Origin of the sequence: Marinifilum sp. N1E240 (genome assembly GCF_009295825.1) — a bacterium.
GTDB lineage: Bacteria > Bacteroidota > Bacteroidia > Bacteroidales > Marinifilaceae > Marinifilum_A > Marinifilum_A sediminis.
In genome coordinates this window covers 152,596-167,764 of the sequence record NZ_WHKF01000001.1, presented here as the reverse complement: position 1 = coordinate 167,764, position 15,169 = coordinate 152,596, and the positions used below count along the sequence as shown (strand labels likewise).

Genomic DNA, 15,169 nt, shown 5'->3' with positions numbered 1-15,169 from the left:
ATGAGCATTTGTTAATTTGCCATTACAACAAAAATTCAACACACATGAAAACAAGAAAACTACAATCGTTATTCCTAGGATTAGGAGTATTATTAGCTGCAGGATTAAGCTCATGCGGTTCAGCAGAAAAAGCGGTATCGACAAAAGCACAAGGCGAAGAATTAATCGAAGTGTATTGCACTGGTTCTGATTACCAGAGTGACAAAAACAACTTTAGAGCTTCAGCTATTGGCGAGAGTTTAGACCAAATGGTTTCGAAGAAAAAAGCTGGAACCAACGCTCGTGCTGAGTTGGCTACTTTAATTCAATCAACTGTTCAGGGAACTATCGACAACTATGTAAATTCAACTGAATTGAACAATGTTGAGCAGGTTGAAGAGCGTTTTGAAGGCCTAACACGCGAGGTAATCAACCAGCAGTTAAACAACATTAAGGTAATTTGCGAAAAGCAAACCAGAACTGCTCAAAACAAATACAAAACTTATATCGCTATTGAAATGAGCGCTAAAGATTTGGAAGAAGCTATCAACCAAAAATTATCGCAAGATGATAAATTAAAAGTTGATTACGATTACGAAAAATTCAAGAAGACTTTTGAAGAGGAAATGCAAAAATTACAGACTCAGCAAAGAGGTTTTTAAGAAATTATACACATCTATAAACGGCGCATGGAGAAATTCTTCATGCGCTGTTTTTTTATATCCGAATAATATTCCCATCCCGATCAATCGCTATACTATTCCGATGCCCGCCATATTTGCAAACCAATTCTTTTTGATACGGAATAATTTCCACTTTATCTATTGCCTCTCGACAACTATTACAATAAATGGAAAATCCCCTATCGTTTAGCAAGTCAAATAAATCCTTCAATATCTTCATAACTTACCGCAATACTTCTGATAATTGATGAACACGATTCGGTGACATTGGCAATTTGTAAATTTCATTATCACAACACAACAAACACTGCTTTTCTTTGCGATTTACCGATTTTAAATAATCCAGATTAATCGTAGCCGATCGACCGATTCTAAAGAACAATTCTGTTGGCAATTGTTGAATCACACTGCTTAGTGTGTTCGAAGTGGTTAAACAAGATCCACTCACCAACTTGATATCGGTATAGTTTCGATCCGCCTTACAATATAAAATTTCTTCAGGTTTAATTACTTCAAAACCCACTCGGGTATTTATTCTTACTCTTTTGTTAATTCTCAATTTCAAGAATAATTCCGACATTTTTTGCTTCTCCAACTCCTCATCTTCTAAACACTGAACTCTGTTCAAACAAAATTGCAGATCTTCCTTGTTTACAGGTTTCAGTAAATAATCTACAGCTGATGATCGAATGGCTTTAATCGTAAAGTCTTTACTCTTAGTTACAAAAGCAAACTTCGGATGTTCCCCTAATTCCAGCAATTGATGTATCAATTCAAAGCCATTATCATTCTTTAATTTCACTTCTAAAAAAATTACTTGAGGCTTGTGTAAGACATAAAGCAAAAGTGCCTCCTCTATAGTATAAGCCTGATATATACCACACTTAGATTCCACCTCTCTTAATTTTAATTTAAGGTCATTACTGGCTTTTTTGTCGGTGTCGACGATTAAATAGTTTGACATAGCAGATAGTTTTAAAGGTTTATACCTGCGAAATTCACCATTCCTGATGATCTTTAAAATAACCCGAAGTAGTACAAATCCTGGCTAGCAAATTATCAAAAGCCAATTTTGAACTCTCCAAACAAGCAATTCAATGATTAAAACCCAGAATCATGCTATTCATAAAATAAATTAACTAGTAAATGAATATTCCACTATTAATTTCTATTTTCGATTACCCCACTAGCTTAATACCATTATTTTCTAAAATGAATATATTAGTCGTAGAAGATCACACTTTATTGAGAACAGCCAGTGAGAAACTTTTAAAAGAAATGTTTCCCGAAGCTCGTGTGGAAGGATTCAGTTCTCCGTCGAAAGCAATGCCTTTTATTCAAAATCGAGATGTGGAATTTATGATTGTTGATTTGGAATACAACAATCAGGAAGATGGGATCTCCTTTGTAAAAGAAGTGAAACAGAAAAAGAGCAATATAAAATGCATTGCTTACACCAGCCATAAAATTAACCAGGTTCTTAAAGACATTCGCGAAGCAGGTTTTAATTCGTATCTAAACAAAGATGCCAGCGAAAAGGAAATGCTTGAGACTGTTGATGCAGTGCTAGATCAGCCTGATGATGTTTTTTATGAATCCAGCTCTTATCTAAAGTTCAAAAAAGCAATTGAAGAACAGGAAAGCAAATACTACAGTACCGATTACGAAAAACTAAAGTCGCTAACCAAAACAGAGAAAAAAGCGCTTCAGTTAATCTCCGAAGAAAATACCAGTAGTAACGATTTATTGGCAAACAAATTAGGTATTCGACTAAACACCATGAAAAAGCACCTCTCCAATATTTACCGTAAGTTAAATGTGAAAAGTAAGGATGGTTTAAAGCATTTTTGGAATAGGACAATGAATGACTAATGGTACTTTTAATCTGTACAAAATTCAATCATTAAGTCCTTGATTTTTTTAGCAAGATCTTCGTAAGCCAATTCCGATGCATCTTTAAAATTATTCATACTAACGCCCTTTTGTTTTATTGTATTCTGATATACTTCTTCTTTATTAAATGTTTTCTCAAAACAAACCGTAGCATCCACATAGCTAATGTATGTACCATAATTATTGTTGTGCTTTCGAGCCTTGGCATTAATTCTTATTAACCAATCTGCATTAGCAATTAGTCTAGTATAAGAATATTTACTTTCTGCCAACTCTGCCTTTAATTTGTTCGCAAGAACGGAAGTTTTCGTATTAAAAATTTCAGATTGTATTTGTAAATAAAAGCTCGGTCCAGATTTAATAGCGTGTAAACCCTTTTCAACTTCTTCTTTCACTTTAATAATATCATCTACACTAATCCCTAAACTTAGTAGTTCACCATCAAGTGCCATCAAAATTTCGTAATCAAAATCAATTTCATTATACATTCTTCTTGCAGCTAAAAATTTTTCCTTTGCTTTACTATTTTCAAGATTTTTAATGTGTTGATCCGCTGTATTAATAAAAGATTCAAGCTCACTCATTTTTTTCTTAATATCCTTTTTATAATAGCTTATCAAATCTTCTTTTCTAACATACGCAAAAGCATAAATCAGCTGTTTTCTCTTTTTCCCTTTTTGTACATGAGTATCTACATGAATTCCATTAATTTTTGTAAAGCTTGATGATTTAATACTTGTAGAATACGATTGGTTAATCTTTTCTGCTCCTTCATCTACTCTACTTACTAAATTTAATTCAGAACTGCTTTTTATCGTAGTTAAGATATTAGAAGAGATTTCTTCTTTGGCTAATTCTTTAATTCGAGCAATCGCATCAGATAATTCTTCATCCTGATTCTTTTCACCACTAACAAATGCTGTTAGGTAATTATTATTCGGGAAATTTAACCTACGGTAATCTTCTGTCATCCAATCTGTCGATTGAGCATAAGTTAATTGTCCCATAAAAATCAATATTAACAACTTAACACACTTCATCATAAACTTAATTTACAGTTCTTACACATCTAACTCCCAATCTTGTATCATCATAACCTTTCCACCAGGCATTCTTTCGGGATGATTCATATCTAGAAGCAAAACTTTTAAAATTTAAACTCCCAATTCTACCTCTTTCAGTATACCAGTATTGTTTATGATTTAATCCTGTTAATTCAAGCCTGTGCTGATGAAGCACAATTATCTCCTGTTGGGTAGGTAATCGCCAATCGTTATATCCACCATAATTTAAATTCTTACATGCTTTTACAGCCTCACCTTTTGTCATTCCTTTGGTAAAATCTTTATCAATTACCATTATTTTATGGTTTTTAAAGTTCACCGACACATTATAGATTTCAAATGGTTGTTTGGTAGAGACTGTCATTTTAGAGCTAGCTTCTTTTTGATATTTCGCATCTATTTTCTTTTCAACAATTGGTATTTGCACATCCACCTTTTTCCCTACCATTTCACCGGCAATTTTCTGACAGGCTTTATTTACAGATGCATAACCACCTTCAACAAAAGCTGAGGCAGGATTGTCTATTCTTCCACTTTCCAAATGCACTAAAAATGCTTCCAAATAATAGGCATTTCCATCTTTTGTCACTTTCGATACACACACATAATCAGCTCCTGAAAGTTGACCCAATTTAATTCTCTGTTCGTCATTAACCATACCTGAATCTTGAAACTTCAGCTCTTTCATCATTTTATCGATATCGGTGCGAGTAAAGGCATTAAAACCAGGTTCTTTACTAATCGATTTAGTAAGTTCTCCTCGAACCATTCCTTTAACCATTACCGTTACCCCTTCGGTTTGAGCAATAGGTTCGAGCATGGCAACTTTTTTTATTTGACCAAGAAGAGTTAAGGATGTTAAAAAAACAGAGAAAAATAGCAGGATTTGTTTCATCGGAATATTCATTTTATTAGCTGTTTGATCTAAACTTACCAAATCAAAAATAAAATGAAATACCTTACAATTGTTTAAGATAATAGGCTATTTACCCAGCATTGCAATCAAAGTAACAGACTCATTTATTTATTTTTCAGAGTGAAAAAATAATTGCCTTATTCATGATACAAAAACTCAATTGTAACAATCAAACCACCAACTTCAAATAAAACCCATTGCCTTCAGAGCTATCAATCTTTAGCTTGCCCGATAAAAATTCCGCTCGCTCGTGAATGTTGTGCCAGCCATTTCCTTTGCGGATTTTTTCCAAATCTACACCAATTCCATCGTCGGCATATTCCAATTGCAATTTGCTGTTTTCCTTTTTAAATTTAATGATAATGGTAGATGCCTGAGCATGTTTTAGACTGTTGTTTATCAATTCCTGAACAATGCGAATGATATAAACTTTCTTCTTGTAATCGTCAATTTCAAAATCTTCCGACAAATGAATTTTTAAATCAATATCCTTAGGGAAATGATCCAATGGCAATGAATCGGACAAAGCCTCTCGAAACTTTTGATTGCCAATGGCAGTCATATTTAACTGATGAGAAATGCTTCGCACCTCATCGCTAATTTTTCGTAACTGTACTGCAAATTCCTGCTCTGTATCTTCCTTTTCTATACTTCGGCACAAATGACTCAAGCTACTTGCTACGCCATCGTGTAAATCGCGACTAATGCGATTGCACTCCCTATTTTCTCCGGTAATTCTCTCTTGTAACAACCTGGTTTTATGGCGTTGTTTCATAAAAAAAGCAAGTGGTAGCATAGAAAATAAAAACACGCCTAGCACAATCTTCATATACAAACTTTCCTTTTCCTTGGCTTCCTTTTCAATGTTCAACACCTCTATTTGCTGCTCTTTTTCACGAGTTTGGTAACGGGTTTCCATCTCCTGCATGTGCTGCATATTTTCAGTATTGAAAATGCTGTCTTTTACTGCAATGTATTTGTCGTAATAAGCCAAGGCTTGTTTTCCTTGGTTTTGGGCGGCATATAAGTTTTTTAATTGTAGATAAACTTCTCTTTGTAAATCCAAAGCTTTGATTTCTTCTGCAGTTGCCATTGCTCTTAACAGATAACTTTCAGCATTTGTATATTTGTTTTGTATAATATAGAGCTCACCCAATAAACAAAGACTTGTAACACAACCAGCACGATCCTTTCCCAATTCTTTTAAACAAAGTGATTTTTGTAAATTTTCTTCAGCTTGGACATAATTTCCCAATCGAAATTTCATTTCCCCGATATTGGTATAAGTTGTGGACAAATATTTAATATTTCCTAACTGCTTTTTAAGTTCTAAAGATTCATGAAAAAATTTCAATGCCTTATCATATTGCTTTAATTCCTTATATGCATTCCCAATATTATTAAGTGATCCAACAATTCCCTTTTTATAACCTATTTCCCTTCTTATTTTTAATGATTTCTGATAATATTCTATTGCAGATTCATATTGTTTTTGTGAAAATTTCACAATACCTATCTCATTATAACAAGATCCTAACTCTTTTCCATTAGGAAAATCTAAGGCAGATATCTGTGCTTGTAATAAATAATGCAATGCTGTTTCGTAGTCACCTTTCCTCTTATAGGTAATTCCTATATTCAGTAAAGCCAATAATTTTGATTTTGATGATTTATTAGGAGGTAATTGATTTAAAGTCTTCTTATAATATTCAATTCCTTTGTCATACTCCCCAATTGATGTTTGAAGCATTCCCATATTATTCGTGCAAGAAATCATTAACTGTGTGTCCTTTATCTCAATTGACTTCTTTTCTGCTTTAGACAAATAATATGCAGCACTATCATATTCTTGTTTTGACCAATGTACAACTCCAACTTTAATCAATTTAACCACTTTCTCTCGAGAAAGAGTTTTATTTTCTGATTCAGCTTTTACAGAATATACAACTTCTATAACTAGTATTAAAGAAAGGAATATAATTTTTAGCATTTGATATTACATTTAAAATATAGATAGTTTAAAAACTGACAAATACATTTGAAAAAGGAAAGTCATCCTTTAAGATGACTTTCGTAAATTTAACATTTCTATTATTATCCTCTATTATAACTCAATAAAAGTTGATCAATTTAAATAGAAATGGGATAATCATCACTTTAACTTACTCTATTAGAAGTTCTGAAGTTCCTACTACCTCTCCGTGCTGTTTTACTACAATCTGATAAGCCCCTTTTGCAACATCATAAAAGATAAAATTTCCTTCTAGATCTGTTACAGATTGATCTTTCAATGTAAAATTAGGCAAAGACTGTAATTCAACACTCACTTCAATTGCTGCCGAACCATCAGAATTACTTGCCTTTCCTGTTAGTATAGGAATATCAGGTAACAGATCATCATCATTATCACCACTCTTAACCTGAGTTTTCCACTTATCCCATTTGATAGATACAGTCTGCTTTTCTGGCACAAAATCCTCATCATTATTATCACAACTAACAAAAATTAAAGAGAATAAAGCGATTAATACGGTCGAAATAAATGTATATTTTTTCATTTTTTTTGGATTTAAAAATTTGACATAGCTCGCCCAGTAAGCTTGGTGAGCGTTTAAATTGAAAACCAGAAAACCTTCTGGTAAAAAGTTTGTGAAAGGATGAATGAACAGTAAGCAAAACGACAAGTCGTCCTTTCAAAGCAATTATCGAATTGCTTATGTTCACTCTTTGAGAATGTTTATTATCTTTGGTAGCTAACCAAGTTCGTACGGAACAAACATTCAGTTGAAATTTCTATGAACAAATCTATAGAGAAGCCAAATTTTAATTTTGGAAATGATTGGAAACCTCCATTTCCAAAAAATGATAGTGAAAAAAATAAGATCAAAAGCTGGAGATATTCTCTGTAAATTCAGGCTTTTAATGGACAACAACTTTCATCTGTCATTGTAAAAAAAAAGATATGCTGATAACAGAAATATCCCCAATCAGATACTTTGCCGAAGCGGAGGTGAAAGCCAATGGCTGCGAAATAAGAACCCTAATCCGTAAAGAATTTCAGCAACATGAAAACATGGAGCTGTTAAGTACAGCCTCCAGAATAAAAAATCATGTAAACAATGGGCTCCTAAAATACATTCATGCCATCTGGAATAAATCTATGAAGGCTTGGCAAGAAAATATGGAAGAGCTTTTTGCCAATGAAAAAACTCAAACCAATTTTTGTGCCAAGCGCTGTCTTGCCATGTTAAGCGACTACTCAAGTCTGAATGATTACGTGCAAAACAATCAATTTTTGATCGCTCAAAATAAGGAGCTACAATCAATAATTGAGGAAAATACAAGGGTTTGGAAAGAGAAGGGCAAGTATGAAGAACTACTGCGCCTGCAAGTAGAATTTACCGATTTTGTAGAGCAAAAAATCCTGCTCGATGCCATAAATACCCTGAAGGGATGCAGAATGATCACCGATCCATTTTTAGCTGAGATTAAAGATCTATCAGATAAGGAAATTCTAAAAAGTTTTGATTTGAATGCCGGCGATTTTAAACAGTCTCAAAGCCTAATCACTGGAAATTGCACCACCGAATTCCGCGACTACACCATCAACTTTGCAATTGGACTTTTAATGCTCGATTTACAGGAAGAATATTCAGTTATCGAGGCACGTAAAAAGGAAGGCATTAGCCTTTTGCAAAGCAAGAAACAATGGGATGATTATCTGAAAGAAGCTAACAATCAAACCTATGGTTTCCTGGCTGAAATGTCGAAAGAAAAATACGATGCCGAGGTATTCACCGACCGGAATCAGATTAGCCAATCGTTTCAGGAATTTGCGAAATCAACATCAACAGCCTTTATTCTTTTGGGAAGTGCAGGAAGCGGAAAAACCAATCAAATTTGCCATTGGGCATCCCAATTGTTAGAAAAGAACGAGTGTGTTATCTGTATCAACAGCAAAATTTTCTCGAACATTAGCCTTGAAGAGTATTTTCAGACTGCTTTCGGAGAACTCAAACTGGAAACGCTTTTGACCAATTTGCAGATTCTAGCCAATCAAAACAGAAAGAGAGTCTACCTTTTTTTCGATGCCATTAACGAATGTGTAGACTATTTCGATAAATCTTCTCAGAAGAATCAGAAAGGTCCTATTGAGCTGTTAAAAATAATCGACAAGTATTTTATCAAACACAATTTGCCCAATCTTAAAATTGTGATCAGTTGTCGTTCCTACACCTGGAAAGAGCTGATTGAACTGGAAGCATCGGCTATCAAACACGATTTGTACTATTCCAATCAAAGAAAAGAGGAGCACACCACCATTCAGCATTTGAGTGAATCGGAATTAAAGTGCACTTACAAAAAATATCAGAACAAATATCAGCTCAAAACCAGTAGCGAGGAGCTTTTTCATTCCGATTTCAATCTGATTCGAAATCGTTTAAGCGATCCCTTGATCCTAAAAATGGCTTCTCTGGTATTTCAAAATCAGGTTTTACCCAAAGACATTCGCCTCTTCCATTCCAACCAACTGTTTGAAAATCTGCTAAAGGAGAAGGGAATTACACAAACAGCTAAAAACAAGCGCGAACACATTCTGCTCAATAAAATTGCCAAATACCTTTGGAAATCGGGTCAGGATTCCATTTCGATGGAACAACTTATTCTGGCTTTCGACGATGATGATTACCCTTTACACAAGCTAAGCAAAAGCATTTTTGACAACGATGAATTTGAATTCAGTTTAGTATTCGATGCTTTGATTGAAAAGGGAATTTTAAAAATTGAGAAGAAGTATGGTCGCGATGAAATTCGATTTGTTTACGAACGATATCAGGAATATTTATTCGCTCGCATTTTTAAGGATCAGGAAAATCTAAAACTAAGTCATCCGGCTCTTACTATCCCAGCAGAAGCCTATAAAAGGGAGTTGCTAACTGGTAAAAATTATGCTGTGGTGCGTAATGCACTACGTTCTGCCCTTTTACAGGATTATCTGGACAAAAACAACGATCCAAAAACCATTTTAAGCCTGGCTTGCGATAACAATTATGAAGTTCAGCAATTGGTAATAGATGCCCTTTCGGTGATTTTACAGGAAGATTACAATCAACTATGGAGTTTATTGGAGCAAATGTTATCCTATAATTGTGAGCATTCAAACGAAAAAGGGAAACGCCTTGATAAATTGGAGAAGTTGCTGGAAGACTACAGCAAAAAAAAAACCAATAATCCATCCACAAGATATGAACAACGATGGCAGGAACGCAACCTAATTTTGAACGATTTATCGCATACCATTCAGGTTAAAAAGATTGCTATCTATGCCATTTACGAAATCTTTAAATCGGATATCTATCAAAACCATTTATATCCTAAAGAAAAACATCCTGTTTCGTCACTTTTGCATGCCATGGCTAACCCGATTTCAAGAGTTAGGGATATTGTTAGTTTGTATGTGTACTACATCACCAAATTGGATAAAAACCTGTGGTCCGAAATTTTAGATCAGCTTGCAGGTAAAATGACCAAATCGAATGTAATTCTGAATTTTTGGAACGATTCATTAAAAAAGCATGTATTCGAGCCAGCTATTCGTATCAGTACGCTTTTGATTGTGGAAGATTTGTCGAGCAAAAAGAATGTAGATCTCAGCAAAGATTATGATTTTACCTTTTCCATTATCAATAGATGGATTAAGATTTTAACCGAATTTAGCATTGTTTTTCCTGTTTTAAAGAAATTCACCCTGCGAAAGTTGGCTACCGTGCAGTCTGAGTATGTGAACAATGGAATCGAATACCAACATTTCTGGGATAAAATTCCCATTCACAGCCAAAATGGAGAATGGTCTCACGAAGGTTACAACCAAGTGCTGGATTATTTAACCAACGATAAGGAAGATTTTATCAAGCTGCACCCTCTTGCAATGAAAGCGATGTATTCAGGCGATTCTTACAGTTTTTTTATGCTGGAGAGAGTTCTAATCATGCAAGCTTTTAAAGACTGGAAACGGATAGAAAATATCGTTCAGCAGGTTAACAATGCCGATGTTTCGAATCCTTGTACCGATTACATGCAGATGTCTATTATGTATGTTTTGTTCAGGTATATGATCAAAACTAAAAATCCTGACAAGGAAGCCATGCATTTGTTTTCGGTGCTTGTTTACAATTGGACCACAAGATGCAAGGGTTCGTATTATGCACACAACAATTTTGCAGCCAACAACAACAAACCCTACAAGCAATATACTCTAAACTGGTATGGTGCGGCTTACTGTACGCATTACGGCGATGGAAACAAGCGTGAAGGAGATGAGTATCCAATGCCAATTTTCTATCAGCTTATTGATGAAGCAATGCAGAAAATGGATAAGGATTTATTGTACTGCTGCATAGAAAACATTGCTGTTTTGGTAACCGATTTTGGTTACTACAAAAGTGCACTGCAACTTTTCGAATATGTTGTAAATAAGATTCAGTACGAATCCACAATTATCGAATTGGATTCCATACAGGTAGAACGAGACAATTACCAGGACGATCTTAGAACCTTTTTGTGTAAAACGCTGGGTACCATTAAAAGCTATCATCACAAGGAAGTCGATTTCTTTATCTACAACAACTTAAGAAATTCTACTTTTCCAGAGATCGACAAATTCCGAGAGGAATTGATCAAATACAATCAATCTTACGAAAACATTGGAGACTTACTGACCCATAAATTTGGCAATTTTATAATTTGGTCTTTCCAAAACGACCCAAAAGTTAGTGCATCTTTAAAACAAATTATGCAATACGGAACCGAAGCGGACAATTACAAAGGATGGTTTAAAAAACTATCGACTCATGTATTTGATCAACTTTTTGGTATCGAATTTTAAAAAAGAATAAAATGAGTAATAAAAGGAAATTTACAATCAAAAAAATCATTTTAATCCTAATCTGTATTCCTTTATTTTACAGCGGATTTCATTACATCAAACTAATAACTTTTTCAGGTACAGATAATCATCCCGAAAGAACTATTATTGCGCATAGAGGAGCTGGTGGCGAAATGCCTGAGAATACTATTGCCGCTGTTAAACAAGCTATTAACGATAAATCGGATTACATTGAAATAGATGTGCACGAAAGCAAGGATGGAGCAATTTGCGTGATGCACGACAGAACCGTGAACAGAACCACCGATGGAAAAGGAAAAATAAAGAATCTGACCTGGGAAGAGATTCAAAAATTAGATGCAGGATCGTGGCTTTCACCAAAGTTTAAAAACGAAAAAGTTCCTTTGTTGGAGCAGGTTATACAAGCTATAAATGGCAAATGCAAACTACTAATAGAAATCAAAAAAGGCGATCCCTATTATCCTGATATCGAAGAAAAAGTAGTCAGAATCATTCAAAAACACAATGCTCAGCAATGGTGTGCCGTGCAAAGTTTTAATATGGATGTGATTGAGAAAATTCACAGGCTGGACTCTTCATTGGAATTGCATAAACTGGAGATATTTGTACTGCCCTCTTTAAACTTTGCCTTTGATGGCTTGCCGCATGCTTTTCGACCTAATGAAAATCCTTATATTAAAGCCTACAATGTGAACTGTTTCTTCCTTTCTTCGGGCATTATTGAATCCATTCATCAATCGAATAAAAAAGTAAATGCCTGGACATGCGATTCAGAAGCGGTAATTAATAGAATGATTGATTTAAAAGTTGATGGAATTATTACGAACAAGCCAAGAAATACAATCAAACTTATTAAATAAAGGCATATCGAATTTGCTTCTAAAACACAAGAATAAAAGCGCCACTCCCATTACGGAAGTGGCGCTTAATTTGTATTTTACAACGAAAAATATTATACTTCTTCTAATTCCTATAAATTATTTCTCCCAATACCATGGGTGGTGAACAATACGTCTTACTTCACAATTTAATGCACTAGATACAATACTATCAATAATATTTTCCTGAAAAGAAAACGTTTCTATATAAGGCATTCTTTCTCTTAATTTATCACCATTAGGATAATTGCTGTAATCAGGGGTAATTTCATATTTTCTTACTTGTTTTATTTTCCAGGATTTATCAAATACAAAATTAAAATACTTTTTACTTTTACTTCCTCTTGAGGATTTTTTACATACTTCAAGTTCCGCATAATAAGCATATACTTCTTCTGATAATTCAGTTTTTTTTGTTCTTATTTCATCAATTAAATTCAAACGATTTTCTAATTCTTTTTTACCTTTAATTAAATCACTTTCTCGCACAGCCATATTATTCATAAACGGCAACTTGCCCGTCCTTTTTTTTTCTTCTATGCCAGCAAGAGAATAATTAATTTTAATTAGCTTTCTATTATAATCAAATTCGGTATAATCTAAATCATTTTTTGGACTTGCTTCATAAAGCAAATTAAAGTGATTTACAGAAATATTGTCATAGCGTGATTTTACATAGTCTAAACATTCTTGTTTTGCCCTTTGCTCATTAGTCCATGGGATAGTAATCAAAATATAAATCACAACTAGTACGCTTGCTGCAATAATAATTTGCTTTCTAAATTTTAATATCTGATCAATTTTTTTCATCAGGTTAATTTTATTTGTCATATAATTTATTGTTTAAATTTTGTATTCACTACAAATGCTTGATAAAGCTAATTTGTTTAAGCGATTTTAATATTCTTAAATCAGAGCACCACTCCCTAACAGGAAGTGGCGCTTGGTTTTGGTACATCTGCAATTTTATTTGTGAATAGAAAATCCAATCCCAAAACCATAATGAAGAATGTAGTAGTAGTGAAAATTCACCGTCTTCTTCCATTAATACTGCAATTTATCTGGTAAGAATCAACCAAGATGGCAACAACCAAATCTCTATCTACTAAATCAAATCACCAAATTGGTCGACTCCTTTCCATGTTAAGCATTAAAGTTGTAAGTAATATTTTATCAAAGTATGATATACATGCAAATTTCTGCTTAAATCAATGTTGAGCAACAACAACTTCTGCTTGTTTCTCAAATTTAGTAGCATACCATTTTTCCGGTGTATTTAATGGACTGATAAAGGATACTGAGTAATTAATCACGAAGTTGATAATTCCAAAAAATGCCACCAGGAATCCAACAAAAAAGGCAACCATTACAATCACTAAAATTAAAACCAAGGCTGATGTTCCTTCCGATTCGTGATCTCTTTTCCAAGGACCTCCATTTACACTTACGTACTCTTTAATAGAGAAACCTGCAAATAGGGCAGCCATTACACCTCCAATAAATCCCAGCTTTTTCGTTTTAAAAGTCTCCAATCTTTTTTCCAAAGCATATTTTGCTGTTCTGCTCGACAGGTAATAAAAAGTAATTCCAATAATATGAATTAAGGTAAAGCTTGAAAGTAACATTCCAATATCCATAAAACCCATAAACACCAATATTCCAATGGCACAACCCAATATCCAATTCGAGCCGGTGTATTGTCTTTTTGTTCTGTCGAAATAAACATTCGTGAATTCTTCAACCCGCTCCTGTATAATAGGATCAGTAGGGCATAATCTTTTATTGATATAATTCAATCCATGTCTCATGAATCTTGCCTGTGATCCTTTTGTTATGGTAATCATTTCGTAACCATCATCATCGGTAAACGCAGTTAACTTTTCTTCAATGGTAACCAGAATATGTTCGGCTCTGTTGTTTCTTTCTTCTTCCGATAAATTTTCAAGAATTTTCACCTTATCCGGATTTACATCGCCTAGCATTTTTTCCTGGTAATTGGTATAAACTACCAGTGGAAACAAGACAAATACACCTAACAAATAACTGCCTGCAAAAATAAATTGCATCCAATCAAATCCTTTTTCAGGAACAGCTTTATCAATTGGTTGTGCCTGTTCAATATTTGTAATTTCGGTTTGCTCTTCAGTTTGAATGAAAGTATTTGCCTGAACTGAATAAGTCTCGCAAAGAACTGCAAACAGAGCAAATAGGATTAATTTTTTCATGGTTTGGGTTTTGGTTTAGTTAAAGTAAATTTCTTATTATCACATCATTTTTAAGTCGCATTAATTCTAAAAAAAGAATAAGAGTTTTGGGGTCTAAATCGTATTAATAGCTCCAGCATACAACCAGAGTTACTTACTAAAGATATTATCCTACCATAGCATCAACCTGAGCTTTTGCTTTACGGCTTTCCAATTCTTTTGCTACCGATGTAGAAACACATGTTTTATTTACCGGATTTAAATAAGTTCCTAGAGATTTAGCTAATACCAAGGCTACTGGAATTCCAACTATGGAAACAAACAATCCAACAATTTGGAATAAGGTGATAACCGTAAGGAATAAGCCGAATGGGAAATACAATATTCTTACAATTAAGCCAAATGCTTCCCATGCTTTATTGGGTTCTGCGTTTAACTCTTTATTGTCTATCATTGAACTCGAAAAAGGCGACAGAAGAAATTTTGACAACTGAATTAAACCCAATCCAATAGGTGCGCCAATTACAGTGATTACAAGCAATCCTCCCAACAAAAAGGTGAAAAATGCCGATACAAATCCAAAGAATGGAAAATGCCAAATAATGTTTCCTAAAAATCTCATAGCTTAAATGTTTACATCCTACT

At 33.9% G+C, this 15,169-nt stretch carries 12 protein-coding genes; 4 read left to right on the top strand and 8 right to left on the bottom strand.

Features of this window, described 5'->3' with window-relative positions:
* Positions 1 to 44 precede the first annotated feature (44 nt).
* The gene (locus GCQ56_RS00690; RefSeq protein WP_152732471.1) at positions 45 to 641 is read left to right on the top strand and encodes a hypothetical protein; all 597 of its coding nucleotides are present in this window, start codon (positions 45 to 47) and stop codon (positions 639 to 641) included.
* Positions 642 to 885: 244 nt separating this feature from the next.
* Here GCQ56_RS00690 and GCQ56_RS00685 read toward each other — a convergent pair whose 3' ends face one another.
* Complete coding sequence (locus tag GCQ56_RS00685) at positions 886 to 1,626, bottom strand: LytTR family DNA-binding domain-containing protein (RefSeq protein WP_152732470.1); 741 nt, start codon at positions 1,624 to 1,626, stop codon at positions 886 to 888.
* A gap of 248 nt (positions 1,627 to 1,874) precedes the next feature.
* On the opposite strand from GCQ56_RS00685, the gene GCQ56_RS00680 reads away from it, so the two are divergent.
* Positions 1,875 to 2,534 (top strand): DNA-binding response regulator, encoded by a 660-nt coding sequence (locus GCQ56_RS00680; RefSeq protein WP_193323682.1) that lies wholly within the window; start codon positions 1,875 to 1,877, stop codon positions 2,532 to 2,534.
* Between the two features lie 8 nt (positions 2,535 to 2,542).
* On the opposite strand, the gene GCQ56_RS00675 is transcribed toward GCQ56_RS00680, so the two are convergent.
* From GCQ56_RS00675 to GCQ56_RS00660, 4 genes are all read right to left on the bottom strand, one after another.
* Positions 2,543 to 3,562, bottom strand: a complete 1,020-nt coding sequence (locus GCQ56_RS00675; RefSeq protein ID WP_152732468.1) for a hypothetical protein — start codon at positions 3,560 to 3,562, stop codon at positions 2,543 to 2,545.
* Positions 3,563 to 3,602: 40 nt separating this feature from the next.
* A complete protein-coding gene (locus GCQ56_RS00670) occupies positions 3,603 to 4,514 on the bottom strand; it encodes a hypothetical protein (protein ID WP_193323681.1) in 912 nt (303 codons plus the stop codon).
* Positions 4,515 to 4,704: 190 nt separating this feature from the next.
* Positions 4,705 to 6,525 carry a tetratricopeptide repeat-containing sensor histidine kinase gene (locus GCQ56_RS00665; RefSeq protein WP_152732466.1) on the bottom strand — a complete coding sequence of 607 codons (1,821 nt, stop codon included), beginning with the start codon at positions 6,523 to 6,525 and terminating at the stop codon, positions 4,705 to 4,707.
* Positions 6,526 to 6,697: 172 nt separating this feature from the next.
* Positions 6,698 to 7,093, bottom strand: a complete 396-nt coding sequence (locus GCQ56_RS00660; protein WP_152732465.1) for a hypothetical protein — start codon at positions 7,091 to 7,093, stop codon at positions 6,698 to 6,700.
* A gap of 404 nt (positions 7,094 to 7,497) precedes the next feature.
* Between GCQ56_RS00660 and GCQ56_RS00655 the strand changes: the two genes are divergently transcribed.
* Both GCQ56_RS00655 and GCQ56_RS00650 read left to right on the top strand, forming a co-directional pair.
* Positions 7,498 to 11,421, top strand: a complete 3,924-nt coding sequence (locus GCQ56_RS00655; RefSeq protein WP_152732464.1) for an NACHT domain-containing NTPase — start codon at positions 7,498 to 7,500, stop codon at positions 11,419 to 11,421.
* An 11-nt stretch (positions 11,422 to 11,432) separates the two neighbouring features.
* Complete coding sequence (locus tag GCQ56_RS00650; protein ID WP_152732463.1) at positions 11,433 to 12,302, top strand: glycerophosphodiester phosphodiesterase family protein; 870 nt, start codon at positions 11,433 to 11,435, stop codon at positions 12,300 to 12,302.
* A gap of 117 nt (positions 12,303 to 12,419) precedes the next feature.
* On the opposite strand, the gene GCQ56_RS00645 is transcribed toward GCQ56_RS00650, so the two are convergent.
* The 3 genes from GCQ56_RS00645 to GCQ56_RS00635 form a co-directional block, all read right to left on the bottom strand.
* The gene (locus GCQ56_RS00645) at positions 12,420 to 13,151 is read right to left on the bottom strand and encodes a hypothetical protein (RefSeq protein WP_152732462.1); all 732 of its coding nucleotides are present in this window, start codon (positions 13,149 to 13,151) and stop codon (positions 12,420 to 12,422) included.
* Positions 13,152 to 13,528: 377 nt separating this feature from the next.
* Positions 13,529 to 14,545, bottom strand: coding sequence for a hypothetical protein (locus tag GCQ56_RS00640; RefSeq protein ID WP_152732461.1), 1,017 nt, complete (start codon positions 14,543 to 14,545; stop codon positions 13,529 to 13,531).
* Between the two features lie 145 nt (positions 14,546 to 14,690).
* Positions 14,691 to 15,146 (bottom strand): YccF domain-containing protein, encoded by a 456-nt coding sequence (locus tag GCQ56_RS00635; RefSeq protein ID WP_152732460.1) that lies wholly within the window; start codon positions 15,144 to 15,146, stop codon positions 14,691 to 14,693.
* Between the last annotated feature and the right edge of the window lie 23 nt (positions 15,147 to 15,169).

Bases quoted from the DNA above. Each gene is read 5' to 3' on its own strand.
- GCQ56_RS00690 (WP_152732471.1), top strand. From the start codon at position 45: ATGAAAACAAGAAAACTACAATCGTTATTCCTAGGATTAGGAGTATTA.
- GCQ56_RS00685 (WP_152732470.1), bottom strand. From the start codon at position 1,626: ATGTCAAACTATTTAATCGTCGACACCGACAAAAAAGCCAGTAATGAC.
- GCQ56_RS00680 (WP_193323682.1), top strand. From the start codon at position 1,875: ATGAATATATTAGTCGTAGAAGATCACACTTTATTGAGAACAGCCAGT.
- GCQ56_RS00675 (WP_152732468.1), bottom strand. From the start codon at position 3,562: ATGGGACAATTAACTTATGCTCAATCGACAGATTGGATGACAGAAGAT.
- GCQ56_RS00670 (WP_193323681.1), bottom strand. From the start codon at position 4,514: ATGAAACAAATCCTGCTATTTTTCTCTGTTTTTTTAACATCCTTAACT.
- GCQ56_RS00665 (WP_152732466.1), bottom strand. From the start codon at position 6,525: ATGCTAAAAATTATATTCCTTTCTTTAATACTAGTTATAGAAGTTGTA.
- GCQ56_RS00660 (WP_152732465.1), bottom strand. From the start codon at position 7,093: ATGAAAAAATATACATTTATTTCGACCGTATTAATCGCTTTATTCTCT.
- GCQ56_RS00655 (WP_152732464.1), top strand. From the start codon at position 7,498: ATGCTGATAACAGAAATATCCCCAATCAGATACTTTGCCGAAGCGGAG.
- GCQ56_RS00650 (WP_152732463.1), top strand. From the start codon at position 11,433: ATGAGTAATAAAAGGAAATTTACAATCAAAAAAATCATTTTAATCCTA.
- GCQ56_RS00645 (WP_152732462.1), bottom strand. From the start codon at position 13,151: ATGACAAATAAAATTAACCTGATGAAAAAAATTGATCAGATATTAAAA.
- GCQ56_RS00640 (WP_152732461.1), bottom strand. From the start codon at position 14,545: ATGAAAAAATTAATCCTATTTGCTCTGTTTGCAGTTCTTTGCGAGACT.
- GCQ56_RS00635 (WP_152732460.1), bottom strand. From the start codon at position 15,146: ATGAGATTTTTAGGAAACATTATTTGGCATTTTCCATTCTTTGGATTT.